Below are 15,046 nucleotides of genomic sequence, written 5' to 3'. Positions count from 1 at the left end.
GGGAAAGGGCGATGCGATGGAAGGAGGGCATGGTGGCGGATAATTTCGATTCGCATCGCGCCGCCGTCACCGGATAAGCCCCGTCAGGATGCGGCCAGCGGCCTTGCGCGAGCCGCACCGAGCGCGACGGCGAGCGACAACGCGACCAGCACGCAGCCGGCCCACGGGTTCCAGTCGATCGATCGCCACGCGAGCACCGCGCCGCCGAAGGCCGAGCCGAGCGCGACGCCTAGGTGCATCGCCGAGCTGTTGACGCCGATGCCCGCCTCGGCGTCGTCGGGCGAGGTCTCGATCAGGTAGTTCTGCACCGCCGGTGAGATCGTCCAGCTCAGCGCGCTCCACGCCACCATCGCGACGAGGAAGAGTGGCGTAAACGCGCTTGCCAGCGGCAAGGCGGCGAGCGCAGCGAGGAACAGCGCCGGGATCAACGCGAGCGCGCGCCGCGCGCCCAGCGTGTCGGACAGCCAGCCGCCCAGATAGCCGCCCGCGACCGCGGCGACGCCGAACAGCAGGAAGACGCCGCCGACCGTGTCGCCGACCAAGCCGAGCTCCTGCCCGACGTAGGGAGCGAGGTAGGCGAACAGCGTGAAGTGGCCGCCAATCAGCAGGATAGACACCAGGTGCCCGGCCAACAGCCGCGGTGTGGCGAGCTGGTTCCAGTAGCGCGACAGCGGCGGCGGCGGACGCGGCGCGAAGACCGGCAGCGTCGCGCGCAGCACGCCGATCAGCAACAGCGACAGCACGGCGATCGCCGCGAACGGCGCGCGCCAGCCGGCCGCTCCGGCGAGCAGGATGCCGGCCGGCACGCCGAGCACGAGCGAGCTGCTGATACCCATGAACACGGCGCCGATCGCCCGGCCGCGCAACGCCGGTTCGACCAGCTGCGACGCGAGCGTCGTCGCGAGCACGACGATCAGCGCACAGCACGCGGCCGACGCGACGCGCGATGCGAACAGCGCCGCGTAATTGGGCGAGAGCGCCGCTGCGATATTGGTCAGCGCGAACAGCGCGAGCGTCGTAAGCAGCAACCGCCGGCGCTCGACGCGCGCGGTCGCGTAGAACAGCAGCGGCGCGGTCAGCCCGAAGGTCAGCGAAAACACGCCGGTCAGCTGGCCGGCGGCCGACAGCGAGACGTTAAGGTTCGAGGCGACCGGTCCGAGGATGCCGCCGACCAGGGTTTCGGCCATGCCGGCGGCGAAGGCGGTGAGCGCGAGCAGCGCGATGCGGGGGTTCATGGTCCGTCTCCTTCCGTAGAGGCGATGCGGACCATCATCACTTATCTTCTGATGAAGATAAATGATTTATTCGGACTTATGGCTGTATTAGCCCTGATCTTTGTTGCAAATCGGCAAAATACCGGGATAAACCATAAATCTTCATATAAAGATATTAGCCGGCGCAGCGCCGCACCAGCGCGCGCCACTGCCCCGACACCACCATGCCGTTCTCATACAGCCTGACCTGCGAGCCGCTGCCGCGCGCGGCGACGTCGACGGTGAGGCCGGTGCGCCCGGTCGCCGGGTTGTTGAGCATCACCGCCTGGCCGCCGCCCGGCAGCCGGCGACGGGCGAGGTAGTCGTCCGGGATTTTTAGCCGGCGCACGCCGTCGACGACGCAGTCGGCGACCGCCTGCGGCGAGCGGCCGCTCGCGACGTCGACGAGCACCCGGCCGCTGCGCGAGGGTTCGACGCGCGAGGCGTCGCCGCGGCCGTCGCGCGTCGCGCCCGTCCCGGCGCAGGCCGACAGGACGAGGGCGGCGATGGCCACGCACGCGCCGCGGCGCGGGAAGGCTGGGTTCATGGCAAGCTCCTCGAAAAACGAACGGCACCCGCCTTGGTGGGCCGGGTGCCGTCGGGCGCAAGGCCCGCTTTTTTTCACCGCGCCGGCTAAAGCTTATTCGCGGATCTGCCCGTCGCCGAGCACCACCCATTTCTGGCTGGTCAGCCCTTCGAGGCCGACCGGGCCGCGCGCGTGGATCTTGTCGGTCGAGATGCCGATCTCGGCGCCGAGGCCGTACTCGAAACCGTCGGCGAAGCGCGTGCTGGCGTTGACCATCACGCTCGCCGAGTCGACCTCGCGCAGGAAGCGGCGCGCGCGGCCGTAGTCTTCGGTGACGATCGCGTCGGTGTGGTGGCTGCCGTGCGTGTTGATGTGCTCGATCGCGTCGTCGAGGTCCTTGACCACCTTCACCGCGAGGATAGGCGCGAGGTACTCGGTTTCCCAGTCTTTGGCCGTCGCGGCGACGACCTTGTCGCCGAGGATCGCGCGCGTGCGCTCGCAGCCGCGCAGCTCGACGCCTTTTTCCCAATACGCTGCCGCGAGGCGCGGCAGGATGAATTCGGCGAACGCCGAGTGCACGAGCAAGCTCTCCATCGTGTTGCAGGTGCCGTAGCGGTGCGTCTTGGCGTTCAGCGCGATGTTGAACGCCTTGTCCGGGTTGGCGGTGTCGTCGATGTAGACGTGGCAGTTGCCGTGCAGGTGCTTGATCACCGGCACGCGCGCCTCGCGGCTGACGCGCTCGATCAGCCCCTTGCCGCCGCGCGGCACGATCACGTCGACGTAGTCGGGCATGGTGACGAGTTCGGTCACCGCGGCGCGGTCGGTGGTCCCGAGGACCTGCACCACGCCGGCGGGCAGGCCGGCGACGGCGAGGCCCTCGTGCACACAGGCGGCGATCGCCTGGTTGCTGTGGAAGGCCTCGGAGCCGCCGCGCAGGATCGCGGCGTTGCCCGACTTGAGGCACAGGCCGGCGGCGTCGGCGGTCACGTTAGGGCGCGATTCGTAAATGATGCCGACGACGCCGAGCGGCACGCGCATCTTGCCGAGCTGGATGCCGCTCGGGCGGTAGGTGAAGTCGTCCATCTCGCCGACCGGGTCGGGCAGCGCGGCGATCTGGCGCAAGCCCTCGGCCATCGAGCGCACGGTGGCTTCGGTGACGGCGAGCCGGTCGACGAGAGCGGCTTCCAGGCCGGCCTTCTCGGCGGCGTTAAGGTCGAGCATGTTGGCGGTGACCAGCTTGTCGTGGTCGCGCTCGAGCGCGTCGGCGATGGCGAACAGCGCCTTGTTCTTCTGGTTGGTGTCGGCGCGGGCGATGGCGCGGCTGGCGGCGCGGGCGGCTCGGCCGACCTCTTGCATATAGTCGTGGACGTTCATGGCGGGCTCTGGCGTGTCTTTATCGGATGGGAAAAGCTTATCCCAAGCGCAGGCCGCCGCCAAGGTTGGCCTAGCCCGAAACGCCGGCAGGAGCCGGCGCAAATCAGACAGGGAAGAAACGGTAAAGCGTCAGGCCACCAGCGCGAGCGGGTGGAAGTCGAGCGACGGATAGTCGTCGGCGATTTCCTGGCCGAATTCGAGGATGGTGTCGTCGTCCTCGTCGTAGTGCCAGTTGAGCGTGACGTAGTTGCCTTTCACCGCGGCGTCGTTCAACAGCTCGAACAGGCTCATCAACAGCCTGGTGCTCGAGCTATTGAAGTAGGCGAGCTGCACGTCGACGGCGATGTGCACGTGGTCGAGCGTGGCCAGATACCCGGCCACCGCGTCGAGCAGCGGGCCGTAGAAGGACTGCGCGTTTTCCGGGTAGCTCTCGCCCTTCAGGCTCAGCTGGTGGCTGTCGAAGCGGAAGTCGACTTCCGGCGTGGCCGCGGTCGCGGAAAGGTGGATGTTCTGCATATCAGATGGTCGCTTTCAGATAGAACAGCGTGGAGGTGTCGTCGTCGACGAAGTCGAATTCGATCGGTTCGCAGGCGTCGCGCGCGACGGTTAAAAAGCCCAGGCCTGCGCCCTTGCTGCCGGCCTCGCCGTCGGCGCGCAGCTTTTCCTTGTAGAGCGCCTTGATGTCGGCGTTGGTCATCGTGCGCAGCGGCTCGAGCTTGTCCTGCATGCGCGCGACCTTGTCGCGCTCGATCGGGTTGGCGCAGACGACGTAGAAATGGCCGTCGCTCTCGCCGACCCATAGCGCGCCGCGGCGCAGCTCGTGGTCGTCGGACTCGGTCAGCGGGTCGGCCGAGTAGTGGACGACGTTCTGCGCCATCTCCATGAAGACCGAGAACAGCTTGCGGCGGGTGACGTTGGCGGCGTCGGAACGGTTCAGGCGCTGGCGCAGCGCATCGCCCATGGCGGTGACGACGGCTTGCGAGAAATAGCCGGTGTAATAGAACACCACGTTCTGTTCGCGGGCGAGGTCCTGGAAGCGGTGGAAGGCGGCAAGGCCCATAGTGCTCAATCCGTATGTAGTTAGGGCAGGCGCACGCCGAACAGGCTGACGTCGTCGCGGCGCGAGTTTTCGCCCTGCCACGCGTGGAAGGCGTCGAGCAGCCGGCCGCGCTGCTCGGTCATCGGCCGGTGGCGGTGTTTGAGCAGTTGTTCCTTGAAGCGCTTCTTGCCGAAGCCGATGCGTTTCGGCCCGCCGATCTGGTCGATGATGCCGTCGGTGCTGATGTAGAGCTGGCTGCCGGGGTCGAGCGCGATCTTCTTGTTGGTCCACGCATAATCCAGAGGCGTCGACACGTAGCCGACGCCCTTCTTGTTGCCGTCGATCACCTCGACGTCGTCGGCCGCCGGGTCGAGCACGAAGATCGGCGTCTTTGCGCCGGCGTAGGTCAAGGTGCGGCTGTTCTTGTCGTACCAGCAGAAAGCGCAGTCCATGCCGTCGTCGGAGCGGATCTCGACCTCGGCGTCGTGTTCGAGCTCGTCGGACGACAGCTGGCCGAGCGATTCCTTGACCTGACGGTTGATCGCGCCCAAGAGCGCGGCCGGGTCGTGCAGGTCGCGCGTGGTCAAAACCTGTTTCAGCGCCGACGCCATGATCAGCGTCATGAATGCGCCGGGCACGCCGTGGCCGGTGCAGTCGATCACCGCGACGAAGAAGCCGTCGTCGCGCTTGACGAAGTAGTAGTAGTCGCCGCCGACGACGTCGCGCGGCTCCCACGCCATGAAGTAGTCGGACAGCGCGGCCGCCATGTCGCGGCGCGAGCTCTGCAGGAAGGACTGCTGGATCACGCTCGCGTAGTGGATGCTCTCCATCATCTGCCGGTGCTTCTCGGCCTGCTGGTCGGCGAGCGCCTGCATCAGCGACACGCCCTGGCCGAGGCCGGCGTAGTCGCCGTCTACGGTGATCAGGAAACCGTCGGACAGCACCGATGCGCCGGCCGACAAGGCCTGGAACGACAGCTCGGTCAGCGGCATGTGGTAGTCGACCACCAAGGGCAACGCGTTCATGAACGCGGTGCACGGCTTGCGGCCGAAGATCTCGCGGTGGAACGGCCGCGCGATCGTGCTCATGAAGGTGTTGCGGTTGATGATGCCGACCGGGCGTGCGCCGTCGATCACGGGCAGGTTGGACAGCGAGACATCGGCGGAGAACAGGTCGAGCACCTGGTAGTTGCTGTGCTCGGGGCCGACGGTGGGCGGGCTTTGCAGCAACTGGCCGGCGGTGGCGACCAGCGAGCTATCCAGCGGCATGGGGCGACTCCGGTAGGGCTGGGAAATGCGCCGCATTGTAGGAAGCCGCCGTTGCGTCGGCGTGACGAATAGATGAAGGATTGACTAAATGACGCCAATGTCATTAATGGTGCGGGCCTCGTCCGGCGGAGCGGCCGGCGACGCGTACCACGTGTCGGGCGGCGACAGCACCGGCTGGTGCGGCTGCGCCTCGAAGTTCGGCGACATGATCTGTATGCCGAATTCGTTGAACACGTCCTGGATGTGGCCGTGCAGAGCGGTCAGCGTGTCGGCGCGGCTCGCGCCGTCGGAGAGCCTGACCATCAGTTCGTACGCGACGTAGAAGTCCTGCAGCGCGGTCTGGCGCACGCGCGGCGGCGCGTCGTCCCTGAGCCCCGCGGTGCGCCGCGCCGCCAGTTCGAGCATCGCGTGCACCTGGCGCCACGGCGTGTCGTAGCCTATCGTCACCGTGGTCGTGACCGGCATGCCGCGCCCCTCGGCCAACCTTGAAGCGTTGACGATCTTGCCGCCGGTGATCACCGAGTTGGGCACGGTCACCTCCATGTCGTTGCGGGTGACGAGCTTGGTCGACAGCGGGCCGAGCTCGCTCACATAGCCCTCGACGTCGCCGATCACCACGTAGTCGCCGTTCTTCAGCGCGCGGGAATAGACCAGCACCAGCCCGTTCATCGCCTGATTGACGATGCCGGCCGAGCCGAGCGTGACCATCAGGCCGAGGAAGACGCTGACGCCCTTGAAAGCGTCCGACTGCGAACCGGGCAGATAGGGGTAGGCGACGGTCAGCGCGAACAGCCACAGCACGACCAGCGTCAGCCGGCGCGTCGCGCCGACCGTTTCCGGGTGCAGGCCGGGGAGGGCGAGGCGCCCGCTCTCTACCGCGTCGAAGATCATCGTCAGGCCGCGCGCGGCGAAGCGCGTCAGCGCGAAGATCACCAGCACGGTGACGAGGCCGGGCAGCGCGTCGATCGCGCCGCCGGCGAGCCGTTCGCCGAGCGACACCATAGACTGGCCGAGGCGCGCGCCCCAAGGCGCGGTGTAAGGGAACTGCGCGAGAGAGAACGCGAGCCACAGGTAGACGAGCGCGAAGGCGGCGACGCCGCTGCTTGCGATCAAGAGATAGCGCTCGGCGCCCAAGAGCAGCACGCGCCAGTTGAGTAGGTGGCGGTTGGACAGGCGTACGAGTTTGCTGTCGATCACCGTCAGGAGGCGCCGCTGCGAGCGGTAGAGCGCGACCAGCACGATCGCGAGGGCTATCGTCGCGGCGGCCGCGAGCGCGGTGCCTATAGCCAGCCGCTTGGCGCTGCCCTGTTCGTAGCGCGCGGCGAGCGCCGCTTGCAGCTTCGTTCGCACCTCGGCGGCGACCTTGGGCAAGGGCGGCGACTCGACCGGGTCGAGGTCGGACTGATAGACGGTGAACAGCGGCACGCCCTTGTGCATCATCGCGACACCGGTCTCCTTCTCGAAGGTGAGCGGCTGCGCGACGACGGGTGCGACGAGATCGTCGGGCGCGAGCGCGCGGATGCGCCCTCCGGCGCGCTCGGCACGCTCTTCGGGACTGAGGCCGAACACGGTCGCGGCGAAGGTGAACACCTCGCGGTTGGCGACCCTGAGCGTGCGCTCTTCTTGCGCCGCCGCGGCGTCTGCCGGCTCGGCCGCTTCGGCCGACGCGGCGAGCGCCGGCAGCGCAACCAGTATGGCGCACAACATGAAAATGATATGCCGCCAAGCCAAAGCAAAACCCAACGTCATGCGCGGCACGCGCGCGAAAGCCCCAGCCCCCATCGCCTCTCCTAATGTGTCAAAAAAGGCCGCCCGTGCGGGCGGCCTTGTCTCAGTGTCCGAGCGAACGCTTGACGCGGTTGACGCCAAACCAGACCAGCGCCGCGACCGGCACGATGGAGAGCCCCATCGCGAGTTCGACGTCAAGGTGCACGCCGGCCGCCTTGGCCGCCTTGAAGGCGTAGCCCAAGAGGCCGACCGCGTAATAGGTCAGCACGCCGACCGAAAGTCCTTCTACCGTCTGCTGCAGTCTGAGCTGCAGCTCGGCGCGCTTGTCCATGCTCGCCAACAGCGCGCGGTTCTGCTGTTCGTGCAGCACCTCGACCCTCGTGCGCAACAGCGCGGTGGTGCGCTGCACGCGCGCGACCAGGCGGTCCTGGCGGCCGACCACCGTCTCGCACGTCGCCATCGCCGGCGACAGCCGCCGCTCGATGAACTCGCGGAACGGCTGCAGTCCCGGCAGGCGCCGCTCGCGCAGCTCCAGCGCGCGCTGCGTCACCAACTGATAGTAGGCGCGGCTCGCCGAGAAGCGGAACTGGTGCTCGCCGACCATCCGCTCGGCGTGAGTCGCCAGTTCGGTGAGGTCGGACAGCAGCGTCGCGTCCCGGCGGTCTTCCTCGAGCATGCCCTCGGTCACGTCGCGCAGCTTCTGGCCGAGGCGGTTGATCTCGCCCATCTGCTGCTTCGCGATCGGCAGCGCGAGAAGCGCGAGCATGCGGTAGGTCTCGATCTCGAACAGCCGCTGCAGCATGCGGCCGCTCTGGTTCGGCCCCATTGCGCGGTCGATGATCACGTAGCGCGAAAAACCCTCGGCCAAGCTCGGGTCCGGGTGCAGCCTGAGGTCGGTATAGGCGACGCCGTTGCCCTCGCCGATCTCGCCGCCGATCAGCTCGCGCCCGCCGAACCAGCGGCGCGCGATCTCCTGCACCGGCTTTTCTTCCGACGCGGGCAAGAGCACCGCGTGGATTGCGACCATCAGCGAGCCGGGCAGCGACGACAGCCAGTCCTTCGGCAGCCTGTCGAGCACGGTGCGGTCGAACGGGTCCGGACAGACGCCGGGCAGGATGAACACGTAGTGCGCGAACTCGGTGTGCAGCGACCAGCGCAAGGAGAGTTCGCCGGCGACGCCGGTGTAGTTGCTGCCGTTGTCGTTCGGCGCGGGCAGGCCGAGGCGGCGCGCCAGATCGGCGAGCGCCTCGCGCTGGCCGGCGTCGTTCTTCTCGAACAACAGCGTCAGCGAAGTCAGCCGCGACGGCGACGGCACCGCGACCGGCGGGCGCGCGTGCGCCTCGTCGTTCAGCGGCCGCCGCATCGGGTGGGCGGTGAGTTGGGACATGAAACAATCCTTCAAGCGCAAAAGACGTTGGCCGAGCCCCCTAAGCAGGGGCTGGGCGAACGGCTCTCGCCGGGGCGTCAGCATACACGATGCCCACGTACTTGAGGGCCGACCCTGAGCCTTCTTATAACCGTTTAAATAAACTGTCGGCAAATATTGTTATTTGTTGATATATATTGCTTGGGTTAGTCTTCTAGCCATTCTGATTACCCTCCCCGAGGATACGGCATGAAACCGCGTCTGACCCTGACCGCCCTGTTGTTGTCGCTCGCGAGCACCAGCGTGTTCGCCGATACCCAATTGCTGAACGTCTCGTACGACGTGATGCGTGACTTTTACAAGGACTACAACCCGGTCTTCCAGAAGGCCTACAAGGCCAAGACCGGCGAGACCGTCACGCTGCAGCAGTCGCACGGCGGCTCGAGCAAGCAGGCGCTGTCGGTGGTCAACGGCCTGCCGGCCGACGTGATCACGATGAACCAGGCGACCGACATCGACCTGTTGGCCGACAAGGGCCTGATCCCGGCGGCCTGGGCCAAACGCCTGCCTAACGACAGCGTGCCGTTCAACTCGATCACGGTGTTCTTGGTCCGCAAGGGCAACCCGAAGGCGGTCCGCGACTGGAACGACCTTGCCAAGCCCGGCGTGCAGGTGATCGTGCCGAACCCGAAGACGTCGGGTAACGGCCGCTACACGTATCTGGCCGCGTGGGGCCAGGCGCTCAAGCAGCCGGGCGGCAGCGAGGCGAAGGCGCGCGACTTCGTGAACCGGCTGTTCAAGAACGTGCCGGTGCTCGACACCGGCGGCCGCGCGGCGACGACGACCTTCATCCAGCGCCAGACCGGCGACGTGCTCGTCACCTTCGAGAACGAGGCCGAGATGATCGCGCGCGAATTCGGCCGCGGCGGCTTCGACATCGTCTATCCGAAGGTGTCGGTGCTGGCCGAGAACCCGGTCGCGGTCGTCGACAAGGTCGTCGACAAGAAGGGCACGCGCAAGGAGGCCGACGCCTACCTGAACTACCTGTGGAGCGTAGAAGGCCAGACCGTCGCCGCGCAGAACTACCTGCGCCCGCAGAACGCGCAGGTCGCCGCCAAGTACGCCGCGCAGTTTCCGCCGGTGAAGACCTTCCGCGTCACCCAGGTGTTCGGCAGCTGGCGCGCGGCGATGAAGACCCACTTCGCCGACGGCGGCGTGTTCGACCAGATCTATACGAAAAAGTAAGTCCCGCACGGCGCGGGCAAGCCGCCCGCGCCTATCTTTAGAGTCCCGCTTATGAACCTGCTTAACCGACAACACAGCGTGCTGCCCGGTTTCGGCCTGTCGTTCGGCGTCACGCTGTTCTGGCTGACGCTGATCGTGCTGTTGCCGTTCGCCGCGCTGCTCTTCAAGACCACCGACATGGGCTGGACCGCCTTCGTCGAGACGGTGACCGCCGAGCGCGTCGTCGCGTCGCTGAAGCTGTCGTTCGGCGCGTCGGCGATCGCCGCGCTGATCAATATCGTGATGGGCTTTCTGCTCGCGTGGGTGCTGGTGCGCTACCCATTCCCGGGCAAGAAGCTGATCGACGCCTTGGTCGACCTGCCGTTCGCGCTGCCGACCGCGGTCGCCGGTATCGCGCTGACCACGCTGTACGCGCCGAACGGCTGGTTCGGCCAGTACCTCGCGCCGCTCGGCATCAAGGTCGCGTTTGCACCGCTGGGCATCGTCGTCGCGCTGATCTTCATCAGCCTGCCTTTCGTCGTGCGCACGGTGCAGCCGGTGCTCGAAGACCTCGAGAAGGAACTCGAAGAAGCGGCGACCTGCCTCGGCGCCAACCGCTGGCAGATCTTCCGCCGCGTGATCTTCCCGGCGGCGGTGCCGGCGCTGATCACCGGCGGCGCGATGGCGTTCGCGCGCGCGACCGGCGAGTTCGGCTCGGTGATCTTCATCGCCGGCAACATCCCGCTGGTGTCCGAGATCGCGCCCTTGATCATCATCTCCAAGCTCGACCAGTACGACTACCTGGGCGCGACCGCGGTCGCCGTCGTGATGCTCGGCCTGTCGTTCGTGATCCTGTTCGCCATCAACGCCATCCAGTGGTGGGCGTCACGCCGCCACGGCGCCAAACGTTAAGGAGCGGACCATGGCCGATTCTTCCAAGCGCACGTCGACCAACGAACCGTTGTGGGTGCGCGTCGCTTTGACCACCGTCGCGCTCGTCTTCGTCGCGCTGTTCGTGCTGGTGCCGCTGGTGTCGGTGTTCTGGGAGGCGTTCTCGAAGGGCTGGCAGCTCTATCTCGATTCGCTGGTCGAGCCCGAGGCGTGGTCGGCGATCAAGCTGACGCTGTTGACCGCGCTGTTCGCGGTGCCGCTCAACCTCGCGTTCGGCGTCGCCGCCGCGTGGGCGATCGCGCGCTTCGAGTTCCGCGGCAAGAGCTTTTTGATCACGCTGATCGACCTGCCGTTCTCGGTGTCGCCGGTGGTCGCCGGGCTGATGTATATGCTGATGTTCGGCGCGCAGGGCTGGCTCGGCCCGTGGTTGGCCGAGCACGACATCAAGATCATGTTCGCCGTGCCCGGCATCGTGCTGGCCACCGTTTTCGTGACCTTCCCGTTTGTAGCGCGCGAACTGATCCCGCTGATGCAGGCACAGGGCCAGGACGAGGAGCAGGCGGCGATGGTGCTCGGCGCGTCCGGCTGGCAGACCTTCTGGCGCGTGACGGTGCCGAACATCAAGTGGGGCCTGTTGTACGGCTTCATATTGACCAACGCGCGTGCGATGGGCGAATTCGGCGCGGTCAGCGTCGTCTCCGGACACATCCGCGGCGAGACCAACACCATCCCGCTGCACGTCGAGATTCTGTACAACGAATACAACTTCGTCGGCGCCTTCGCGTGCGCGTCTTTGCTGGCCTTCCTCGCGCTGATTACGCTGTTCGTGAAAACGTTCATCGAGTGGCGCCTCGCCCGCGCGCACGCCGCGTCGCTAAATCGTACCCGTGAGGCCCGCCTGGCGGCCGCGCACTGAGAGCACATCATGAGCATCGAAATCCGCAATATCCAGAAGCGCTTCGGCGACTTCGTCGCGCTCGACAATGTCAACCTCACCGTCAACTCGGGCGAACTGTTGGCGCTGCTCGGCCCGTCCGGCTGCGGCAAGACGACCTTGCTGCGCATCATCGCCGGCCTCGAGACGCCGGATTCCGGCCAGGTGCTGTTCGGCGGCGAGGACGCGACGCACACCCACGTGTCCGAGCGCGAGGTCGGCTTCGTGTTCCAGCACTACGCGCTGTTCCGCCACATGACGGTGTTCGACAACGTCGCGTTCGGCCTGACGGTGAAGCCGCGTTCGATCCGTCCGGGCAAGGAAGAAATCCGCGACAAGGTGATGAAGCTGTTGAAGCTGGTCCAGCTCGACTGGCTGGCCGACGCCTACCCGACCCAGCTGTCCGGCGGCCAGCGCCAGCGCATCGCCTTGGCGCGCTCTCTCGCGGTGGAACCGAAGGTGCTGCTGCTCGACGAGCCGTTCGGCGCGCTCGACGCCAAGGTACGCAAGGACCTGCGCCGCTGGCTGCGCGACCTGCACGACGAGATCCACGTGACCAGCGTGTTCGTCACCCACGACCAGGAAGAGGCGCTCGAGGTGTCCGACCGCGTCGTCGTGATGGACCACGGCCACATCGAGCAGGTCGGTGCGCCGGACGACATCTACGAGCATCCGGCCAGCCCCTTCGTCACCCAGTTCCTCGGCGACGTGAACCTGTTCCACGGCCGCGTCGACGGCTCGCACCTGACCATCGGCGACTACGCGCACCGGCTAACCACGGTGCCGGGCGAGGGTAAGGCGGTCGCCTACGTGCGGCCTCATGATTTAATTGTGAGCCGCTCGCCGGAAGACGCGCTCGCGTCGGGCACCGTCGAGCACATCCACGCGGTCGGCCCGGTGGTGCGGCTCGAGGTCGCGACCGGCAACGGGCAGACGCTCGAAGCGGTGCTCGCCAAGGAGACCTACCGCGAACTCGGCATCGCGCTCGGCGAATCGGTGCACCTTAAGCCGAAGAAGGTGTCGGTGTTCCTGTCCGACGGCGGCGACTACTCAATCTGATCGTCGTTTCCGGCGGCGTTTAGTCAAAAGCTCGGCCAACCTTGAAGGTTGGCCGAGCTTTTTTGCGCTATGTCGCGAGGGATGTGCCGACTGACGCAATGGGAGATTCTATCCATGCGGACCTTTGTCAGTGAGGTTTAGCCTTTACCCGCAATATTTGTTGCAGTTGACCGCCATTGCCGGACGTCGGGAGTCGATACGAAGCGGCCATTCCCAAGGATAACGTGCCGCATAACCGGCTGCCAACGAAGCGTAATTGACAGTCCGAGTTGATGCGACTGTTAGGCCGTTAAGGTGGGCAATGCTCCGCTTTTGCCTCCCCATCCTGGCTACAGTAGCTTTTCCAAAGCTTTGGCCTGTTTGATCCAGTCTTTCACCATTTCCAAGGAGGTAGGGTTGCCTACCAATCTGATTTTCTTTTGATCTATCAAATCCTCCAGCTCATGGTGCAACTTTTCTGGCCGTTGTTTGGCGAGATCGGAGACCGTTTTCACGCCTTCAATTTGCTCTAATAGGTCGGATAAAACCCCGCCGACCCCATGAATACGAGCCAGATCTGCGCGGTCGGCCAATGCCAAGAGCTTTTGCCTTGTCAGGCCGCAGTGCTTTGCTAGTTCGCTTCTGTCGTGGGGTATCCGACATGCGTCTACGAATTGATCGCTGTCATGGATACCTTTTTCATTCAACTTTCCCTCAATTTCTGAGGTCATGCCTACGAGTTTGCTAAGTGGTATAGCCATTGTCATCTCCAATAATGCGTCAAATGGTTGTCGATAAGTGTTTTTGACTCTAGTATTTTTTATTTCCTATCATCACCTCCTTACCACTCGCCTCGTAACACGCGTTTTGGGAAGCCCTTGTAGTTTGGCTAAGGGGCGGCCGCGATAAGGGGTCGTAGTGATTTAACTCAGATTAATCACTACGACCCCTTTAGTTTGTTACAAAGGTGCCTTGTGGCAACCTCTGAATAAGGAATTTCTTCTCTGCCCTATCAGGTGGATCGATCTATATATGCGCGGATGTTCCATGGACCCGCATTGAAACATGCCGTCTAGGCATCAGTAGGCCGAAGGTTTTAAACACCGCAAAGTCTTCCTTTTTTGGTGTTTCAGCAATAGACCCTGCTAAGGTATAGCCTAACTATAAGTAGACGTCCTAAAAGGCGTAATTTTTTGCGTCACTGCCGCCAACCGTCGCCGCCAAGCCTTGTCCTGCCTAGCTTCACGGCACTAAATATTCACATAGCATAATCAAAATACGTCACCCCCCGCCAGAGTTGGAGAGCGGTTGAAAGTCCGCTCCTGCCCGTATGAGGCCCTTCCGCTGAGTTCTGTTAACAGGCGGGGGGCAGACATGGGGCCCACGTCGGCAGCGCCCCCGAAGAGGCTCCTGGTCGGCCAGAGGCTGTGTCTTCCGTGGCCCCGAGCCCCCGTGCCATTTATTAGGTGCGAACATAAAGGCTCGGCCAACCTTTGAAGGTTGGCCGAGCCTTATTCTGCGAACCGGTTACGCCGCTACAACGTCCACTGCGGCATGCCGAGCTTGTCTATCGTCAGCCGCCGCGCCTGCTGCAGCTTCTGGTACTTGGCGTTGGTCGGCGCGTCCTTGCACTCCTTCAGCAGCAGTGCGTGCACGCGGCGCATGGGGTTTTCGTATCGCCGCATCGCCAGGGCGTTTTGAGGGCTTCGGGCGTCACCGGTGCCTTGTCCGGCCTGCGTGCCTTGCGTCCGCCAAGAGGGCCCATTGCGGCCGGCGCCTACCGCTTGGCGCAGCCGTAGACTACGCTTCAAAAAAATCAACGAGACCGCAGCATGGAACGCCGGGCGTATGGCGATCGGGTGGAGGTGTCGATCGCCAGCCGAATCCGATCTCTGCATAGAGTGGCCCGCGTTTGCCTCCGCCTTCCGCGATAGGGTTCTGCCGGACTTAAAGAACAGTGTATAGGGGTCGTTGCCGTCCGAACCGAAGGTGGCCGGGCTGCCGCGGGCTTCTATCGTGCGCGGATGCGCGTCGCCGTATGGGTCGTGCCAGACGGTGGTGTGTGCCCGCCGCGTTTGTCTCCCTTTTTTTAGGAGGAATGCCATGCTTCGATCTTCCCATGCTCGTCCCTTGTTGCTCGCCTCGGCGGCTGGTCTCTCGTTGCTGTTATTGGGTGGATGCGCCAGCAGCGGCGAACTGGAAAAGGTGCGTGCGATGGCCATGCAGGCGCAGCAGAGCGCCGACCAGGCCAACCAGACGGCCAATGCCGCCAACCAGAAGGCCGATCGGGCGCTGAACACGTCGAACCAGGCCAATCAGACCGCCACTGACACCAACGAGAAGCTCAACCGGATGTTCAAAAAGACCATGATGAAGTGAGGTCAGGCGGGTGGTCCCGTGCCATG

The 15,046-nt window shown here is 65.0% G+C and carries 15 protein-coding genes; 5 read left to right on the top strand and 10 right to left on the bottom strand.

The features are described 5' to 3' along the window. Positions 1–83: 83 nt before the first annotated feature. The 8 genes from DWG20_RS04320 to DWG20_RS04285 form a co-directional block, all read right to left on the bottom strand. Complete coding sequence (locus tag DWG20_RS04320; protein WP_115432649.1) at positions 84–1,235, bottom strand: MFS transporter; 1,152 nt, start codon at positions 1,233–1,235, stop codon at positions 84–86. A gap of 154 nt (positions 1,236–1,389) precedes the next feature. Continuing rightward, the gene (locus DWG20_RS04315; protein ID WP_115432648.1) at positions 1,390–1,800 is read right to left on the bottom strand and encodes a hypothetical protein; all 411 of its coding nucleotides are present in this window, start codon (positions 1,798–1,800) and stop codon (positions 1,390–1,392) included. A gap of 93 nt (positions 1,801–1,893) precedes the next feature. Beyond that, positions 1,894–3,153, bottom strand: coding sequence for a glutamate-5-semialdehyde dehydrogenase (locus DWG20_RS04310; RefSeq protein ID WP_115432647.1), 1,260 nt, complete (start codon positions 3,151–3,153; stop codon positions 1,894–1,896). Positions 3,154–3,282: 129 nt separating this feature from the next. Continuing rightward, positions 3,283–3,669, bottom strand: coding sequence for a DUF1987 domain-containing protein (locus tag DWG20_RS04305; protein WP_115432646.1), 387 nt, complete (start codon positions 3,667–3,669; stop codon positions 3,283–3,285). Position 3,670: 1 nt separating this feature from the next. Then, positions 3,671–4,213, bottom strand: coding sequence for a SiaB family protein kinase (locus DWG20_RS04300; protein WP_115432645.1), 543 nt, complete (start codon positions 4,211–4,213; stop codon positions 3,671–3,673). 20 nt (positions 4,214–4,233) lie between these two features. After that, a complete protein-coding gene (locus DWG20_RS04295) occupies positions 4,234–5,460 on the bottom strand; it encodes a PP2C family protein-serine/threonine phosphatase (protein ID WP_115432644.1) in 1,227 nt (408 codons plus the stop codon). 84 nt (positions 5,461–5,544) lie between these two features. Continuing rightward, a complete protein-coding gene (locus DWG20_RS04290) occupies positions 5,545–7,167 on the bottom strand; it encodes a mechanosensitive ion channel family protein (RefSeq protein WP_115434724.1) in 1,623 nt (540 codons plus the stop codon). Positions 7,168–7,291: 124 nt separating this feature from the next. Further along, on the bottom strand, positions 7,292–8,575 hold the full coding sequence (locus DWG20_RS04285; protein WP_115432643.1) for a DUF3422 family protein: 1,284 nt from the start codon (positions 8,573–8,575) through the stop codon (positions 7,292–7,294). Positions 8,576–8,803: 228 nt separating this feature from the next. Between DWG20_RS04285 and DWG20_RS04280 the strand changes: the two genes are divergently transcribed. From DWG20_RS04280 to DWG20_RS04265, 4 genes are read left to right on the top strand one after another with little or no spacing between them, the layout of a single operon-like run. Beyond that, entirely contained in the window at positions 8,804–9,799 is a 996-nt protein-coding gene (locus DWG20_RS04280) for a sulfate ABC transporter substrate-binding protein (RefSeq protein WP_115432642.1), read from the top strand. A 51-nt stretch (positions 9,800–9,850) separates the two neighbouring features. After that, positions 9,851–10,690, top strand: coding sequence for a sulfate ABC transporter permease subunit CysT (gene cysT, locus DWG20_RS04275; protein ID WP_115432641.1), 840 nt, complete (start codon positions 9,851–9,853; stop codon positions 10,688–10,690). 10 nt (positions 10,691–10,700) lie between these two features. Next, positions 10,701–11,585: a sulfate ABC transporter permease subunit CysW gene (gene cysW, locus DWG20_RS04270; RefSeq protein WP_115432640.1), complete on the top strand. Its 885-nt coding sequence runs from the start codon at positions 10,701–10,703 to the stop codon at positions 11,583–11,585. Between the two features lie 9 nt (positions 11,586–11,594). Further along, the gene (locus DWG20_RS04265) at positions 11,595–12,662 is read left to right on the top strand and encodes a sulfate/molybdate ABC transporter ATP-binding protein (protein ID WP_115432639.1); all 1,068 of its coding nucleotides are present in this window, start codon (positions 11,595–11,597) and stop codon (positions 12,660–12,662) included. A 329-nt stretch (positions 12,663–12,991) separates the two neighbouring features. Here DWG20_RS04265 and DWG20_RS04260 read toward each other — a convergent pair whose 3' ends face one another. Further along, positions 12,992–13,402 (bottom strand): DUF4332 domain-containing protein, encoded by a 411-nt coding sequence (locus tag DWG20_RS04260; protein ID WP_181880971.1) that lies wholly within the window; start codon positions 13,400–13,402, stop codon positions 12,992–12,994. Between the two features lie 774 nt (positions 13,403–14,176). Next, positions 14,177–14,305: a hypothetical protein gene (locus DWG20_RS16540; RefSeq protein WP_281269940.1), complete on the bottom strand. Its 129-nt coding sequence runs from the start codon at positions 14,303–14,305 to the stop codon at positions 14,177–14,179. Positions 14,306–14,744: 439 nt separating this feature from the next. Here DWG20_RS16540 and DWG20_RS04255 point away from each other — a divergent pair, with 439 nt between their 5' ends. Next, positions 14,745–15,020 (top strand): Lpp/OprI family alanine-zipper lipoprotein, encoded by a 276-nt coding sequence (locus tag DWG20_RS04255; RefSeq protein WP_115432637.1) that lies wholly within the window; start codon positions 14,745–14,747, stop codon positions 15,018–15,020. Positions 15,021–15,046: the final 26 nt, after the last annotated feature.

The sequence above is a fragment of the Crenobacter cavernae genome, assembly GCF_003355495.1.
Taxonomy (GTDB): domain Bacteria; phylum Pseudomonadota; class Gammaproteobacteria; order Burkholderiales; family Chromobacteriaceae; genus Crenobacter; species Crenobacter cavernae.
The sequence above is the reverse complement of the archived record's forward strand: the minus strand, read 5'-3'. Positions and strand labels throughout refer to the sequence as shown.

Coding starts and splice junctions, on each gene's coding strand:
- DWG20_RS04265 (WP_115432639.1), top strand. CDS start 11,595: ATGAGCATCGAAATCCGCAATATCCAGAAGCGCTTCGGCGACTTCGTC.
- DWG20_RS04300 (WP_115432645.1), bottom strand. CDS start 4,213: ATGGGCCTTGCCGCCTTCCACCGCTTCCAGGACCTCGCCCGCGAACAG.
- DWG20_RS04295 (WP_115432644.1), bottom strand. CDS start 5,460: ATGCCGCTGGATAGCTCGCTGGTCGCCACCGCCGGCCAGTTGCTGCAA.
- DWG20_RS04320 (WP_115432649.1), bottom strand. CDS start 1,235: ATGAACCCCCGCATCGCGCTGCTCGCGCTCACCGCCTTCGCCGCCGGC.
- DWG20_RS04260 (WP_181880971.1), bottom strand. CDS start 13,402: ATGGCTATACCACTTAGCAAACTCGTAGGCATGACCTCAGAAATTGAG.
- DWG20_RS04290 (WP_115434724.1), bottom strand. CDS start 7,167: ATGTTGTGCGCCATACTGGTTGCGCTGCCGGCGCTCGCCGCGTCGGCC.
- DWG20_RS04255 (WP_115432637.1), top strand. CDS start 14,745: ATGCTTCGATCTTCCCATGCTCGTCCCTTGTTGCTCGCCTCGGCGGCT.
- DWG20_RS04285 (WP_115432643.1), bottom strand. CDS start 8,575: ATGTCCCAACTCACCGCCCACCCGATGCGGCGGCCGCTGAACGACGAG.
- DWG20_RS04315 (WP_115432648.1), bottom strand. CDS start 1,800: ATGAACCCAGCCTTCCCGCGCCGCGGCGCGTGCGTGGCCATCGCCGCC.
- cysT (WP_115432641.1), top strand. CDS start 9,851: ATGAACCTGCTTAACCGACAACACAGCGTGCTGCCCGGTTTCGGCCTG.
- DWG20_RS04280 (WP_115432642.1), top strand. CDS start 8,804: ATGAAACCGCGTCTGACCCTGACCGCCCTGTTGTTGTCGCTCGCGAGC.
- DWG20_RS04305 (WP_115432646.1), bottom strand. CDS start 3,669: ATGCAGAACATCCACCTTTCCGCGACCGCGGCCACGCCGGAAGTCGAC.
- DWG20_RS04310 (WP_115432647.1), bottom strand. CDS start 3,153: ATGAACGTCCACGACTATATGCAAGAGGTCGGCCGAGCCGCCCGCGCC.
- DWG20_RS16540 (WP_281269940.1), bottom strand. CDS start 14,305: ATGCGCCGCGTGCACGCACTGCTGCTGAAGGAGTGCAAGGACGCGCCG.
- cysW (WP_115432640.1), top strand. CDS start 10,701: ATGGCCGATTCTTCCAAGCGCACGTCGACCAACGAACCGTTGTGGGTG.